General features: G+C 62.6%; 14 protein-coding genes. 7 read left to right on the forward strand and 7 right to left on the reverse strand.

Going from position 1 to position 13,795, the window contains the following annotated elements; translation table 11 throughout:
- The first annotated feature begins 97 nt into the window (after nt 1–97).
- A complete protein-coding gene (locus tag GLL_RS04575; RefSeq protein WP_011140879.1) occupies nt 98–385 on the forward strand; it encodes an ArsR/SmtB family transcription factor in 288 nt (95 codons plus the stop codon).
- Nucleotides 386–519: 134 nt separating this feature from the next.
- On the opposite strand, the gene GLL_RS04580 is transcribed toward GLL_RS04575, so the two are convergent.
- The 4 genes from GLL_RS04580 to mnmG all read right to left on the reverse strand — a co-directional run bounded on the left by GLL_RS04580 (nt 520) and on the right by mnmG (nt 6,017).
- Nucleotides 520–1,683: a Coenzyme F420 hydrogenase/dehydrogenase, beta subunit C-terminal domain gene (locus tag GLL_RS04580; RefSeq protein WP_164928622.1), complete on the reverse strand. Its 1,164-nt coding sequence runs from the start codon at nt 1,681–1,683 to the stop codon at nt 520–522.
- A gap of 162 nt (nt 1,684–1,845) precedes the next feature.
- Nucleotides 1,846–3,372 (reverse strand): pyruvate carboxylase subunit B, encoded by a 1,527-nt coding sequence (locus tag GLL_RS04585; protein WP_011140881.1) that lies wholly within the window; start codon nt 3,370–3,372, stop codon nt 1,846–1,848.
- A gap of 12 nt (nt 3,373–3,384) precedes the next feature.
- On the reverse strand, nt 3,385–3,717 hold the full coding sequence (gene trxA / locus GLL_RS04590) for a thioredoxin (RefSeq protein ID WP_011140882.1): 333 nt from the start codon (nt 3,715–3,717) through the stop codon (nt 3,385–3,387).
- Nucleotides 3,718–4,046: 329 nt separating this feature from the next.
- On the reverse strand, nt 4,047–6,017 hold the full coding sequence (gene mnmG / locus GLL_RS04595; RefSeq protein ID WP_011140883.1) for a tRNA uridine-5-carboxymethylaminomethyl(34) synthesis enzyme MnmG: 1,971 nt from the start codon (nt 6,015–6,017) through the stop codon (nt 4,047–4,049).
- Between the two features lie 155 nt (nt 6,018–6,172).
- On the opposite strand from mnmG, the gene GLL_RS04600 reads away from it, so the two are divergent.
- The 5 genes from GLL_RS04600 (at nt 6,173) to GLL_RS04620 (ending at nt 10,375) form a co-directional block, all read left to right on the forward strand.
- The gene (locus GLL_RS04600) at nt 6,173–6,502 is read left to right on the forward strand and encodes an MgPME-cyclase complex family protein (RefSeq protein ID WP_011140884.1); all 330 of its coding nucleotides are present in this window, start codon (nt 6,173–6,175) and stop codon (nt 6,500–6,502) included.
- Entirely contained in the window at nt 6,499–7,056 is a 558-nt protein-coding gene (locus GLL_RS04605) for a hypothetical protein (protein WP_164928624.1), read from the forward strand. The genes GLL_RS04600 and GLL_RS04605 overlap by 4 nt, the downstream gene beginning before the upstream one ends.
- Before the next feature lie 89 nt (nt 7,057–7,145).
- Complete coding sequence (locus tag GLL_RS04610; protein WP_011140885.1) at nt 7,146–7,724, forward strand: anthranilate synthase component II; 579 nt, start codon at nt 7,146–7,148, stop codon at nt 7,722–7,724.
- Entirely contained in the window at nt 7,721–8,554 is an 834-nt protein-coding gene (locus GLL_RS04615) for an MBL fold metallo-hydrolase (protein WP_011140886.1), read from the forward strand. Before GLL_RS04610 ends, GLL_RS04615 begins: the two co-directional genes overlap by 4 nt.
- 111 nt (nt 8,555–8,665) lie before the next feature.
- Complete coding sequence (locus tag GLL_RS04620; RefSeq protein ID WP_164928625.1) at nt 8,666–10,375, forward strand: alpha/beta hydrolase; 1,710 nt, start codon at nt 8,666–8,668, stop codon at nt 10,373–10,375.
- Nucleotides 10,376–10,393: 18 nt separating this feature from the next.
- Here GLL_RS04620 and GLL_RS04625 read toward each other — a convergent pair whose 3' ends face one another.
- The 3 genes from GLL_RS04625 to nadC all read right to left on the reverse strand — a co-directional run bounded on the left by GLL_RS04625 (nt 10,394) and on the right by nadC (nt 13,080).
- Nucleotides 10,394–11,113 carry a hypothetical protein gene (locus GLL_RS04625; protein WP_164928626.1) on the reverse strand — a complete coding sequence of 240 codons (720 nt, stop codon included), beginning with the start codon at nt 11,111–11,113 and terminating at the stop codon, nt 10,394–10,396.
- A 73-nt stretch (nt 11,114–11,186) separates the two neighbouring features.
- Nucleotides 11,187–12,137, reverse strand: a complete 951-nt coding sequence (arsS, locus tag GLL_RS04630) for an arsenosugar biosynthesis radical SAM (seleno)protein ArsS (RefSeq protein WP_011140889.1) — start codon at nt 12,135–12,137, stop codon at nt 11,187–11,189.
- 52 nt (nt 12,138–12,189) lie between these two features.
- Entirely contained in the window at nt 12,190–13,080 is an 891-nt protein-coding gene (gene nadC, locus GLL_RS04635; RefSeq protein WP_011140890.1) for a carboxylating nicotinate-nucleotide diphosphorylase, read from the reverse strand.
- Nucleotides 13,081–13,108: 28 nt separating this feature from the next.
- On the opposite strand from nadC, the gene trmD reads away from it, so the two are divergent.
- Nucleotides 13,109–13,792, forward strand: a complete 684-nt coding sequence (gene trmD / locus GLL_RS04640) for a tRNA (guanosine(37)-N1)-methyltransferase TrmD (protein ID WP_011140891.1) — start codon at nt 13,109–13,111, stop codon at nt 13,790–13,792.
- The last annotated feature ends 3 nt before the right edge of the window (nt 13,793–13,795 follow it).

The raw sequence follows: 13,795 nt of genomic DNA on the forward strand, positions 1-13,795 counted from the left end.
TGGAAATCTACAACCACAGTACGGGAAACGACTTGGTTAGTCAAACACTTATTTGAGCATTTGACCATTCAGGATGGTGGTGGTACTTTAAGAAGCCATGGACGTGCAATCGGACTACGAACAGCGGGCACGGGCCTTCATGGCCCTTTCCGATCCGACGCGGCTGCAAATCGTCGAACTGCTGGGCTCGGGCGGCGAGTCGAGCACTTCGGAGGTGGCGGAGCGGCTGGGAATCAGCCTACCGCTGGCCTGCCACCATACGAAGCTGCTCGTGGACGTGGGACTGATCAACAAACGGAAGGAGGGGCAGACCAAGTACGTCTCCCTCAACCAGGGACTGCTGAACGCTTTGCTTGCAAGCCTGTCCGGTCGCGCCGCCCGCTGAAGGGGTCAAGCCTGCCGACGGGTGACGCTTTGAAGCCGTTAGTAGAATCTAACAACTGTAAGCGTCACCCGTTCCCCTGCAATGATTCAAGATATCTATTTGCTATTTGGAGGTTGTGCCGATCGAAGAGCGTGCTAATCGACCGGCAGCTTGTATCGGGAGACAATTTTTTTGGCGTAACGGGGAATGTGCCGGTCGAACTTACCGGGGTAGCGGCGGCGCACGTAGAGATAGTTGCGGGCAAAGTGCGAATCGATCGAGAAGCGGGCATATTCCAGGCCACGCGGACCGATCTTGTCGATCACCGCGCCCATGACCTTCGCCACCCACATCGGCAGCGTCACCGCTTTGTCGTAGGCTTCGATGCCCTGCTGCACAGCCGCAAAGCGCTTGCCCGATTCGACAATGTCGGTAAATTCCAGTTCATCGCGCACCAGGTCCAGCAGCACCCGTCCTTTTTCGTTGCGCTCGACGATCCACTGCCAGCCGAACTGGGCGCCCATATAGCCCACCACCAGATCTGCGAGGCCGTTGACGTAATCAAAACAGCTCAGGCAGGAAGGGGCAAAGACCTCTTTGAGGGCTTTGGTGTCCAGACCAAAAAAGGGTACCTTCTCGATCGAGCCGTCCTCGTGTTTGAAGTGGATGCGAAAGTCCTGCATGAACTCGTAATGCACCACCGTGGCGGGCGAGCGGCTGGTGCTGTCGAGAAACGTTTGCAGACCCTGGCGGGTGACGTTGTCGACACAAGGGGTGCCCAGTACATAGAGCGCTTCGAGGCCCAGTTTGTCCTGTACCGTTCGCAAAGCCTGAATCTGGCAGCCCACGCCGATGGCAAGCAACCGCTTGATCCCGAGCTTGGGGATCTCGTCGAGCACCGAGAGATTGGGGCTGAGGGTAGGCTTGTTGACGCGGGCGGCGAGCACTTCTTCGGGAGTCCGGGCCAGCAGCGGTCGGGGGGTAAACCGGTCGATTTTGTCGGCACCCACGCACAGCACCGCGTCCACCAGACCACTTTCGAGGGCTCTCACGCCGATCGTGCTCACGATGCCGGTCCACTGCGCCCCTTCGACGGGCTTGCGCTTGCGGGCGGCGTACATCTGCCGGTGCACCCCAAAGTACAGTTCGCGCTCATTGTCGAGGTCGCGCTCGCGGCCGTGGGTTTTGCTTTCCAGCTCGTCCATGTGCTGGGTGATGAAGGCGCAGGCCCATTTGGCGTAGCGCAGATAGCTGGTGTCGCACAGCCCGCACTCGCTGCACAGTTCCAGGGCGGGCCGGTTCTTGGGCTTCGGGTGCATCGAACTTGCCACGGTCGAGTCGCTAGCAGTGTAGCGCAGCAAAGCAGTAACACCCAGAGCCGCGTCGGGCTTGCTTGAGTTTGGACGACAACTCAACGCAGTGGGTTTTCCCAAGCTGTACCGAAACTAACGATAGCGATAAATGCCGGCAATCACCGGCAATTAGCGGACCAGTCGAAGGCGCAGACCGTTCACTTCGCACTCAAAGCGATCGAGAGCAGTCGCTTCGGCAAAACCGCGCACCATTTCGTTCACCTGACGCAGTGCGACCGGGAAGGGCCGACGCTCGCCGCAAAGCTTGCGCGCCCGGGCTTTGAAGTAGTTGGTGGCCACCTGCGGAAACATCGCATAGGTAAGCACATCTTCCTCAGAAGTGGCCCAGGGGGCACTTTCGGCCAGCGCCGGCTCCCAACCCGGCTCGAGATCGTCGGCGGGTCGGTGGGTGATCGGTTGCCGGCCTTCGGCGACGCGCTCGAACAGATGCTCGGCGATGGGGTGGGGCGGGCGGCCGTAGCGCCCCAAGAGATAGTCGCGCGCCTCGGCCGGGATAATCTTGTAGCGCTCGCCCATCAGCACGTTGAGCACCGCCTGGGTGCCCACGATCTGGCTGGTGGGGGTGACCAGGGGCGGATAGCCAAAATCGGCGCGCACCCGCGGCAATTCGCGCAGCACTTCTTGCAGGCGATGCGAAGCGCGCTGCTGGTCGAGTTGGGCGAGCAAGTTGGTGATCATGCCGCCGGGCACCTGGTGCGAGAGTACGCGCGTGTCGATGATCGTCTGGCGAATCGGGGCGTTGCCCGCGTCGCGGAAGATGCGCTCGATAGATTCGGCCACGTCGACTAAAGCGTCAATGTCGAGGCCCGTGTCGAAGGGCGTATCGCGCAGTACCACTACCATCGTCTCGGTGGCCGGCTGGCTCGATCCCAGGGCCAGAGGCGAAATGGCCGTGTCGACGGCGTTGGCTCCCATCTGGATGGCTTCCCAGTACGCCATCGAGGCCATGCCCGAGAGCGAATGGGCGTGCATCTGGATAGGCAGCAGGGTACCCACCACCGGGCGCAGAGCGCGCACGAGGCGGCCGGCGGCGTCGGGTTTCAGCAGACCCGCCATATCTTTGATGCACAACGAGTCGATACCCATAGCTACCAGGTCACGGGCAACCGCCATGTAATGATCAACGTCGTGCACGGGGCTCACGGTATAGACCAGCGTGCCCTGCACGTGGGCACCGCACTCCTTGCCCGTCTCGATCGTTTTGCGCATGTTGCGCACGTCGTTGAGGGCGTCGAAGGTGCGGATGATATCGATGCCGTTGGCCACCGAGCGGCGAATGAATCGCTCGACGATGTCGTCAGGATAATGGCGGTAACCGAGCAGGTTCTGTCCGCGCACCAGCATCTGCAGGCGGGTGTCGGGCATCTCGCGGCGCAAAACTTTCAGCCGCTCCCACGGATCTTCGCCCAAAAACCGGATACAGGCGTCGAAGGTGGCGCCGCCCCAGACCTCCATCGAATGAAAACCGATGCGGTTCATCCGCGACGCGACCGGCAACATCTGGGCCGTGGTCATGCGCGTGGCCAAAAGCGATTGGTGGGCGTCGCGAAAGGTGGTATCGGTGACGCCGACCCGGGAAGTGGACCCGGTCGATAGTTGCCACTCGCTGTGGGGATCAACCGCAATCGAGGTCAAAGCACACCTGCACTATTTGATATCGATATGCTTTTCGAGGGTGGTGGCCAGCGTCGTCTTCGGAACGGCACCGACGACCATATCCACCTTGGAGCCGGACTTAAAAACCATCAGCGTCGGAATGCTGCGGATGCCGTACTGGCTTGCCACCTGGGGATTTTCGTCGGTGTTGACCTTGACCACCTTGAGCTTGCCACTGTACTGCTGGGCAATCTCGTCGACCACCGGCGCCACCATGCGGCACGGCCCGCACCAGGGAGCCCAGAAATCAACCAGCACTGGCAATTCGCTGTCGAGAACTTCGGTTTTGAAGTTCGAATCACCAACCGGCACTGCAGCTGACATATCTAATGGTGCTCCTGATACAAGGGTTTTTCCTCAGTGTACCATGGGCCTTCGGCCCGCGCCTACGGCGGGGATCAAGGCCCCGGCACAAAGAAACCGCCCGGAGCGACCGGGCGGAACATGGTGTGAGGAGTGAACGGAAACATGCGTCTCCGCTTCCTTCATTCTATGCGATGCCCCACCCATTCAAAAAGCTTCCCAAATAAAGAAGGGCTGCAGGACTGTCCGCGTTTCGTCCTGAGCCCTTCTTCCATTCACCCCTCACTAGTCCTGAAGTATACGACGAGCGGCATAGTCTGTAAACCCCACGGTAGTCTTTCTCCACATTTTCAGGGGGCAGCAGGGGTCAAACGCCCAGCCTGGGCTAGTTCTAGATACACCAAGAGCGCACTGACATCCGCCGGGTTCACCCCACCGATGCGGCCGGCCTGGCCGATGGTCCGGGGGCGTATGCGGTTTAATTTCTCGCGGGATTCTTTGGAGAGGGTGCTCAGCCGCTCGTAGTCGAGATCGGCGGGAATCACCCGGGCGTGTTGGGCGCTTACCCGCTCAATTTGCTCGTTCTGGCGCTCGATGTAGCCGCTGTACTTCACTTCGATTTCGACGCCCTCGCGCACCTGCGCATCGAGGAGAACCCCCTGATTCAGACTCTCCAGATCGCCGTAGTGCAACCCCGGCCGACGCAGCAAGTCCGCCAGGGTGATCGACCCCGGTTTGGCGGCGAGGTGGACGGGCAGATCGCGGGCATTGAGGCGTGTGGTCTCGAGGCGTTGGCGCTCGCAGGTGATCGCGGCAATTTTTTTCTGGTACAACCCCCAGCGCTCGTCGTCCACCAGGCCGATCTCGCGGCCCAGCGGGGTAAGGCGGCGATCGGCGTTGTCGGAGCGCAGCACCAGGCGATACTCCGAGCGGCTGGTGAGCATCCGGTACGGCTCGCGGATCTCCTTGGTGACCAGATCGTCGATAAGCGTGCCGATGTAGGAGCCTTCGCGGGGCAAGATCACGAGCGCTTCGCCGCGCACCAGGCGCGCGGCGTTGATCCCCGCCACGATCCCCTGGGCGGCGGCCTCCTCGTAACCGGTGGTGCCGTTGATCTGCCCGGCGCAGAACAGTCCTTCCACCCGCTTGGTCATCAGGGTCGCATAGCACTGGGTGGCAGGCAGGTAGTCGTACTCGACCGCGTAGGCGGGCCGCAGTACGGCACACGCTTCCAGACCCGGCAGGGTGCGCAGCATCGCGATTTGGACAGTCTCCGGCAGCGAGGTCGAAAAGCCCTGGACGTAGAGTTCGGGGGTGTCGCGGCCCTCCGGCTCGATAAAAATCTGGTGGCTCTCTTTATCGGCGAAGCGGACGATCTTATCCTCGATGCTGGGGCAGTAGCGCGGCCCGCGCGCCTCGATGTCGCCACTGTACATCGGCGAGAGGTGCAGATGGTCGCGGATCACTTGGTGGGTCGCGGCGGTGGTGCGCGTGAGATAGCAGTTGAGCTGCTCGCGCTCTACCCAGGCGCGCGGGTCGAACGAGAACCAGCGCAACTCGGGATCGGGCGGCTGCACCTCCATGACGCCAAAATCGACCGTGCGCCGGTCGACGCGGGCGGGGGTGCCCGTCTTGAGCCGCCCGGTCTCAAAACCCAACCGCTCCAGGGTCGCAGTCAAACCCTCCGCGGCAAATTCGCCCGCCCGCCCGGCGCTCATCGACTTGCGGCCAATCCAGATGCGCCCGCCCAAAAATGTGCCGGTGGTCAAGATCACCGCCCGGCAGGCAAAGTGCACGTCAAAAAACGTGCCGACCCCGCAAATTTCGTCGTGAGGACCCAGGTGGATGTCGGTAATCTGTCCCTGGCGCAGGGTGAGGTTGGGGGTGGCTTCGAGCACCTGCTTCAGCTCGCGGGCATACTCGCGCTTGTCGGTCTGCGCCCGAAGCGCCCAGACCGCCGGGCCGCGGGAACTATTGAGGACGCGCTTTTGCAGATAGGTGCGGTCGGTGATTTTGGCCATCTCGCCGCCTAGGGCATCGACCTCGTGGACCAGCTGCGACTTGGCCGGGCCGCCCACCGCCGGATTGCACGGTTGCCAAGCGATCGTGTCGAGGTTCATGGTGACCAGGAGTGTTCGACAGCCGAGGCGGGCGGCGGCGAGGGCCGCTTCGCAGCCGCTGTGGCCGGCGCCGACGACGACGACGTCAAATTCAGCAAGATAATGCACAGTCGCAGTTCGAAATCGTAATCTAATTGTAGGATGCGAAGCTGCGTCGCCGTCGCGGCAGCCGGCCGCAAGCCAATCCGGCAAGCAAGACATACGAATGCCTTATAGCCATCGAATTCACCTTCAGACTTTACACCCAAGTATATGGATCAAACTCATCGCTACATCGGCACTCCGGACCGGATTTAGCTTCATTTGGGCCAACGGCCCGTACGCTAATATGTACCCCATGAAGCCCGAGGCACAGCATGGCACAGACGTATTATTTTCTCGCGGCAAGCGATCGCTTCTTGCAGGGACATCAGGCTCAAGAGGTGCTCGAAGAGCGCACCCGCCACTACCTGGCTCACAGCAAGGCAATCGATTTCTGGCTGGTGCGTACTCCGGCCTTTCTGGCGGTGCCGGAGTTTGCCGATCTCCGGCACCGCTGCCCGGCCCCGGCGGCAGCCGTCGTCTCCACCGACGGCCAGTTTATCCTCTGGCTCAAGCACCGGCTGCAGTATGTGCTGCTAGGCCAATTCGAAGCCCCCAGCGCCGCGATCCCCGACCCGCTCGCCGTCCACACCGCCGCTCGATGAGCACCAAAAGCGGATGGGTGACGGGTATCGGGCTTGTGCTTTTTGCAAGTGCTGTCTGCGCCCAGACGGTACAGCCCTATCGCGATTGGATCTTGGGCTTTCGGTTCGTGCCGCCGCCCGGCTGGCATGTTCTCGAAAGCAAAGACAAGCTCGGAGAGGTTTCTCTCGTCGAGCCCGCCAGCAAGACTTTGCTGCTCATCTCGGTGGTACCGGCCCCCGGCCAGAAAGACGACGGCCGGCCTGCTACACCGGCCCAGCTGGCACGCTTGGGGCAGGTGTACCGGAAGCGACTTGCCCAAAGCCGTCTGGGCAGCACCTACAAACAGTTCGGCTTGCTGGGCGCCCAACCCGGCCGCACCGGCGACTTCAACACCGCCACGCTGCTGTTTAAGGGCGTGCCGACCGCCGCCACGACCCCTGAAGGCCGGATCCTCGTCTCGGTGGGAGGCGATCGCGACCGGCTGGTCACGCTGCTGGTGGTGGGACCGGCGACTTTTTACCCGCGAGTGCAGCCGGTCGCGGAGGAGGTCGCCCGCTCCTTCCGACTGGATTGATGCGGGGAAGCGGGCGGGTCCATCCGGCTTTCGCGCCCGGCGTTGTTTATGATAGGGAGGCTATTGGGATGCGGGCCGCCGGTACAGCCATGATCCTGGTGATCGACAACTACGACAGCTTTACCTATAACCTCGTGCAGTATCTGGCGGAACTGGGTGCCCAGGTGGAGGTGCACCGCAACGACCGCATCGATATCGACGGGGTGCGCGCCCTGGCACCCGGGGCGGTGGTGATTTCCCCCGGTCCGGGCAGGCCGGAGGATGCGGGAGTTTCGGAGGCGATTATCGCCGAACTGGGCTCACAGTTGCCGGTACTGGGAGTCTGTCTGGGCCACCAGTGCATCGGCCGCGTCTTCGGTGGTCAAATTGTCCGGGCACCCGAGCTGATGCACGGCAAGACCTCGCTTATCCACCACCGGGGGGAGGGGGTATTTGCGGCTCTGCCCGAACCTTTCGTCGCCACCCGCTACCACTCGCTGGCGATTGCCGCCGAAGCCTTTCCGGCGGTCCTTGAGATTACCGCCTGGACCGAAGATGGTACGGTAATGGGCGTGCGTCACCGCACCTGGCGCCACATTCAGGGGGTCCAGTTCCATCCCGAGAGCATTCTGACCGCCGTAGGTAAAGATTTGCTGCGCAATTTTCTTGAGAGTTTACCGAGCGCATGAAAAGACGACCATTGCTGCAGACCGGCCTGGCCGGCTATCTGTGGGCGTGCACGCAGCCGCTGCAGGCTGCACCCGCCCGTTCGAAAGCTTTGCAGGTGCAGTGGCTTGGGCACACCTGCTTTTTGTTCATCTCCGATGAAGGGCGCCTGTTGGTCAATCCCTTCAGGCCGGCCGGCTGCACGGCGGGTTACCGCCGCCCGGAAGTGGCAGTCGATTTGATCTTGCTCAGTTCCCGATTGCTCGATGAGGGCGCCCTTGACGTGGTCAAGGGCAACCCCCGCGTGCTCTACCAGCCGGGAGTGTTCACCGTCGACAGCTTTGACAAACTCCAGGGCGTCAAGACGCTGCACGACCGCAAGGACGGACGCCGCTTCGGCGTCAACGTCGCCTGGCGCTGGCGGCAGGCGGGCCTCGACATCGTCCACCTGGGGGTGATTGCCGCCCCCCTGAGCGACGAAGAAAAAATTCTGCTCGGAAAACCCGACTTGCTGTTTGTCCCGGTGGGCGGCGGCGAGAAAGGCTTCGATCCGGAACTGGCCCACCAGGCCACCGAGGAGTTGCAGCCGCGCATGGTGGTGCCGATGTATTACCGGACCGAGGCGGCCGAGGATGGATGCGAACTGGGCGGGGTCGATCCGTTTTTGCAGCTGTTCAAAAGCGACACGGTCAAGGTCTACACCAACCCGCTGGTGCAGATCAGCGCCGCCAACCTGCCCAAAAGCGGGGGAGCGCCCCTGGTGCGCGTCTTCGCCTACGACTTCAGCGGCAAAACCCCACCGGTCAGCGGCAGCGGCCGTCCGGCGGTCCCGAAGGCGCAGGAGCGCTCCTGAAGCAAGGTTCTGTAGGCCCATTGCAGCCACAAGCAGATAGGATGCTTGTGGCTTACCTGCGGGCTGTTCTACCGCATCAGGGGTTCGAAAAAAATGAGGAAACAGGCTCGAATGCGCAATTTCCGGCGCCGACTCACTCAAGTGGGCGGCGGGCTGCTTGGGGCTGTGCTGTGCGCCGTGCCTGCGGATGCGGCGGAGCGGATTTTCTTCAATTACGGGTTACTCGGTCTTTCGCTGCCGGTGACCGAGCTCGAAACCTACACCCGCACCGGGGTGATGAGCGAGCGGATGGCCTTTCTAGCCTCGCTTGCCGGGGCAAAGGATGTGGTGGGACTGCGCGACGCGCTCAATACACCGCTGCCTTTTTCCCAGGCGCAAGTCGCCCAGCTGACCTACACTCCCCTGGGTGAGCGGACTTTGCAGCGCATCGGCAACCTGCTGCGCACCGATGCCGACAACAACAGCTTCCTGGCCCTGCGCGCCGCGAGCATCCTGGCTGCAGGCGATCCTCAGGGGCTGACGCTGCTCAATTTTCTGCGCTACTACCCACTTCAGACTTTGAGAATCGACGTCGCCTTCGGGGCGCAACTGGCCGTCGAAGTGGGCAATGCCTTCGACCTGGGCGAGACGACCTTCAGCGCCATCGAAAAGCAGGCCGACGCCGCTCCCCCTGCCCCACCACCTCCGGCCAACCTGGGGGATCCGCGCCCGGCCGGTCCCCTCGGCTTTCAGGTGCGCTCGCTGGTCTTTGCCAATCCCCGCTACGCCGGGGCGCAAGCGTGGCTGAGGCAGGCCTCCACCCCGATGATTGCCGCCGATGTCTATCTGCCCGAGGGGCTCGGCCGACCGGCGCCGGTGGTCGTCATCTCCCATGGACTCGCCTCCGACCGCACCACGTTTGCCTACCTGGCCCGCCATCTGGCCTCCTGGGGTTTTGCTGCGGCAGTGCTTGACCATCCAGGATCGGACAAGCAGCTGGCCGCCTCCATTTTTAGCGGATCCGCCACCAGCAGCGGTCCGGGAGAATTCATCGCCCGACCCCAGTACGTGAGCAGCCTGCTCGACGAACTGGAACGGCTGGTGCGCACCGACCCGACCTGGCGTGGCCGCTTGGATCCCAAGCAAGCAGGTATCGCCGGTCAGTCCCTCGGAGGCTACACGGCTCTTGCCTCGGGGGGAGCGGGCATCGACAAAGAGACCGTCCGCCTGGGCTGCGAGAAATCCGACCGGCTGGGCGACATCGTCAATCCATCGCTGTTGCTCGAGTGCGGCGCGCTGGCTTTGCCGACTTCCGCCCCCACTCAACTGGGTGACGCGCGCATCAAGGCCATCTTTGCCGTCAATCCGATCGGCGTTGCTCTGTTCGGCCGCAAGGAACTGGCCCGTATCGCGGTGCCGACCTTGATCGTCTCAGCCAATAAAGATGCCTTTGCCCGGCCGCTGCTGGAGCAGCTCTTGCCCTTCAGCGTGTTGACGACCTCCGAGAAATATCTCGTCCTGGCCCGCAACGCCACCCACTTCACCCCGGCCATCGATCCGACAGAAACCCAGTCGGTGCTGCCCATCCCGGCCCAGTTCGTCGGGCCGAGCCCTGAGCCTTACTTCTTTGCGGCCCTCAACGCCCTGAGCCTGGCCTTTTTCAAAACCCACCTCGCCGGTGAGACGGCTTATCGTGCTTTTCTGCAACCAGGCTACGTGCGTTCGCTAAGTCAGGAGCCGTTCGGATTCAGCCTGGTCAATGCCCTCGACAGCCCCGAAGTTCAGCGGCTGATCGAGCTTGAAAGACAAAAACAGTTCCGAGTCATCCAGGCCGACAATTGACGATTGTCGAGCCGCCCGCTAGCGCGGCGGGGCCGGTGGGATGGGAATTGTGTCGACCAAAAACTGCAGTTCGCGGTCCGGGTAATCGGCGAGGCTGAGGCTGAGGGCCTGGGCCTTGTCGATGTCGCTTGCGGAGATCTGGATAGTGCCTTTGTACAGTTCGCGGTCGGCGGGAAGCTCGCCCGGCAGACCCTCGCTAAACGTTCTCACCGGCTTGCCTTGATCGTCGGTGATTACCAGCAAGTTGAAGGCGGGGCTGTAGATAAAGCGGGCCGGATGAAAACTCTTGTTCTGCAAGCCCACCTGCAAAACCAGATTACTCCCCCGCCAGGCGACCGAATCGAGGGTGAAAGTGACGTTCTCGTCGCTGACGGCGGTGCCGAGTCTGATTTTCGCTTCGCTGGTATCCTCGGCGGCCAAATCCTCTTGCTGTTCGAGCAGCTGGTCTTCGGTCAGGGTATCGGAAGGGTCCGGCATCGTCGTGAGCGAGCCGAGAATCTGCGCCTCTTTGAGCAGGCCCTTGCTTTTGCCCAAGGGCTTGCGGGCGTCACCCAGGGCCGATTTGGGAGCGGAGACATCCTCCAGGGCCGACTGGCCGAATTGAAAGCCGAAAACACTCGCTCCGACACCGGTAAGCAGCACCAGGGCGGCGAGGGTGAGATTGCGCCGGCGGTACGAGGCGGGAGCCGGAGGGGGCCGGCGGCGCACCCGAAGGCGAGGCGTGGCAGGCTTGGTCACGGGGGTGGGTGGGTTGCGTCCCCCACAATATACCTTGAGGGTGTCCCATTTTTGGAGGATATTAACAGCTTGTTCAGGTTGCGAGGGCACCGCCGCAACTGGAACCCGAACCTGCAGTGCAACCGAAGCAATGCTCGCCGGTGGCAATGGGCCGACCGATCAAATCGGCGGCAGAATACTCCCAGAGAAAACGTCCGGTCGTTCCCAGGGCCGTCAGGTCCAGCATCTGATTGAAATCGCAGTCGTAGAGCCGCCCCTGCCAGTCGACGCTCACCAAACTGCGGCACATCAAGCCGACGAGGGTGCTCGGGTTGAAGTTGTCGCTCAGAAGGCGGTTGTAGGTATCGAGCTGGCCCATCCTCTGCAAATAGTGCCGGAAGCGGCGGATCGGCATGTTGGTGATGGTGAACAGGCGGTTGAAGACGATGCCGTAGTGCTCCGACAGCTCCTGCCGGTAGCGCGCTTCGAGGGAAGTCTGGGCGGGCGGCAGGTGGGCGCCTACAGGGTTGTAGACCAGATTGAGCAGCAGGCCGCCCGCAGGTTGGCCGTAACCCAATTGGTTGAGCTGCCTGAGGGCTGCGATACTCTGCTCGAAGACGCGGTTGCCCCGCTGTTTATCGACATTGTCGGGCGAGTAGCAGGGCAGGGAGGCTATCACTTCGACGCGGTAGCCGGCGAGAAATTCGGCCAGATCCGCCTGGCCGGGCTCGAAGAGCACCGTCAGGTTGCAGCGATCCATGACGTGCAGGCCCAAGGCGCGGCCGGTTTCCACCAGAAAGCGAAATTGCGCGTTCAGTTCCGGCGCACCGCCGGTCAGATCCAGATTTCGCACGCGGTTGGCCCCCAGCCAGGCGGCGATGCGCCGGGCGGTGGGGGAGTCCATCATCTCGGTGCGGTTGGGACCCGCTTCAACGTGGCAGTGGGTGCAAGCCAGGTTGCAGTATTTGCCGAGGTTGAGTTGCAGCGTTTCGAGCGTGTCTCGCTGCAAGGTACCGGCGCGTTCGGCGAAGGCGGAGGCAGACATAGGTAAAGATCTACAGACTCGTCCAAGCTAACGGAAGTTCGGTCGCGGCGGCTCAATCGAGCGGCAGGGTATCCGTTGTCGGGACGCGCCGCAAATCGAGGCTGATGTCGAGCCAGGGGGCGCGGGTGATCGTGGCGCTGGTGGAGATGTAATCAACGCCGGTCGCGGCGACATCGCCCAATGTATCGAGGGTGATGTTGCCCGAAGCCTCGGTAAGAACGCGGCCGGCGATCAGTTGCACCGCCTCGCGCATGCGCTCGACAGGCATGTTGTCGAGCATGATCACCTGCACGCCGCACCCGAGCGCTTCTTGGACCTGTTCGAGCGATTCGGTCTCCACTTCGATGGGCATCAAAAACGGGATGCGTCCACGCAGGCGCTCGACTGCCGGCCGGATGCCCCCGGCTGCCTCGATATGGTTGTCTTTGATCATGGCGGCGTCGTCGAGGCCGAAGCGGTGGTTGAGCGCACCCCCCACCCGCACGGCGTACTTTTCGATGAGCCGCAGCCCCGGTGTGGTCTTGCGCGTGTCGACCAACCGGGCATGGTGGCCCGCAAGCCGCTCGACATAGCGGCGGGTGATTGTGGCGATGCCGCTGAGGCGCTGCAGCAGATTGAGGGCCACCCGTTCTCCCATGAGCAGCGAGCGCACCGGCCCTTCGACAACGGCAATCACCGTGCGCGCTTCGGCGGCGGTCCCTTCTTCGCACATCGGCGCAAAGCGCACCGCCGGATCGACGATGGCAAAGAGTCGTTCCACCAGTGGCAGCCCCGCCACTACCCCGGCTTCTTTGAGCAAAATTTTGCCGTGGCCGTCGGGGCTTTCTTCGGCAAACAGCGCCTCACTGGTGCGGTCTCCGCGGCCCCAATCCTCGGCAAGCCAACTGGAAAGCAGCGGATCGAGCAGCAGTGGATGCGGCAGAGCGTAGCGATTGGTGAGCATAATCTGATCGTAGGCCCCGTCAGGTGCAATGCGGATCGACATCGTCACGTTGTTTCCGGAGTTCTTTGTTTCCCCCCTGCAGTGCAGTTTGCTCGCAAGGGCGATAGCAGGCGGAGTGTGCAACATCGCGATCACCAACCCGCGCGATTTTGCCGCCGACCGCTATCGGACGGTCGACGACACTCCCTACGGCGGCGGGGCGGGCATGGTGCTCAAACCCGAACCGCTCTTCGCGGCGGTCGAGTCGTTGCCGATCATCGCACCGCGGGCGGTGATTCTGCTGACTCCCCAGGGCCGTCCTCTCAAGCAGGTGTTCCTGCGCTCGCTCGCGGCCGATTACGCCCAACTGGTGCTTTTGTGCGGCCACTACGAAGGGGTGGATGAGCGGGTGCGCGCCCATCTGGCCACCCACGAAATTTCACTGGGGGATTTTGTGCTCACCGGCGGCGAGATCCCGGCTTTGGCGCTCATCGACGGGATTGTGCGCCTGTTGCCCGGTACTGTCGGCAACCGCGCCTCCCTCGAATCGGAAAGTTTCGAGGACAACCTGCTTGAATATCCCCAGTACACCCGCCCGGCCGACTTTCGAGGCTGGCAGGTGCCGGAGGTGTTACTCAGCGGTCATCACGCCCAGATCGCCCACTGGCGGCGCGAGCAGCAACTGACGCGCACTCGGGAGCGGCGGCCGGACTTGCTGCCGCCGGAAGCGTGACCC

Origin of the sequence: Gloeobacter violaceus PCC 7421 (assembly GCF_000011385.1) — a bacterium.
In the GTDB taxonomy this organism is placed as follows: Bacteria; Cyanobacteriota; Cyanobacteriia; order Gloeobacterales; family Gloeobacteraceae; genus Gloeobacter; species Gloeobacter violaceus.

What these genes read in the sequence shown, in the direction of transcription:
- GLL_RS04575 (WP_011140879.1), top strand. Translation starts at nt 98, where the DNA reads ATGGACGTGCAATCGGACTACGAACAGCGGGCACGGGCCTTCATGGCC.
- GLL_RS04580 (WP_164928622.1), bottom strand. Translation starts at nt 1,683, where the DNA reads ATGCACCCGAAGCCCAAGAACCGGCCCGCCCTGGAACTGTGCAGCGAG.
- trxA (WP_011140882.1), bottom strand. Translation starts at nt 3,717, where the DNA reads ATGTCAGCTGCAGTGCCGGTTGGTGATTCGAACTTCAAAACCGAAGTT.
- mnmG (WP_011140883.1), bottom strand. Translation starts at nt 6,017, where the DNA reads ATGTCTTGCTTGCCGGATTGGCTTGCGGCCGGCTGCCGCGACGGCGAC.
- GLL_RS04600 (WP_011140884.1), top strand. Translation starts at nt 6,173, where the DNA reads ATGGCACAGACGTATTATTTTCTCGCGGCAAGCGATCGCTTCTTGCAG.
- GLL_RS04605 (WP_164928624.1), top strand. Translation starts at nt 6,499, where the DNA reads ATGAGCACCAAAAGCGGATGGGTGACGGGTATCGGGCTTGTGCTTTTT.
- GLL_RS04610 (WP_011140885.1), top strand. Translation starts at nt 7,146, where the DNA reads ATGATCCTGGTGATCGACAACTACGACAGCTTTACCTATAACCTCGTG.
- GLL_RS04615 (WP_011140886.1), top strand. Translation starts at nt 7,721, where the DNA reads ATGAAAAGACGACCATTGCTGCAGACCGGCCTGGCCGGCTATCTGTGG.
- GLL_RS04620 (WP_164928625.1), top strand. Translation starts at nt 8,666, where the DNA reads ATGCGCAATTTCCGGCGCCGACTCACTCAAGTGGGCGGCGGGCTGCTT.
- arsS (WP_011140889.1), bottom strand. Translation starts at nt 12,137, where the DNA reads ATGTCTGCCTCCGCCTTCGCCGAACGCGCCGGTACCTTGCAGCGAGAC.
- nadC (WP_011140890.1), bottom strand. Translation starts at nt 13,080, where the DNA reads ATGCTCACCAATCGCTACGCTCTGCCGCATCCACTGCTGCTCGATCCG.
- trmD (WP_011140891.1), top strand. Translation starts at nt 13,109, where the DNA reads ATGCGGATCGACATCGTCACGTTGTTTCCGGAGTTCTTTGTTTCCCCC.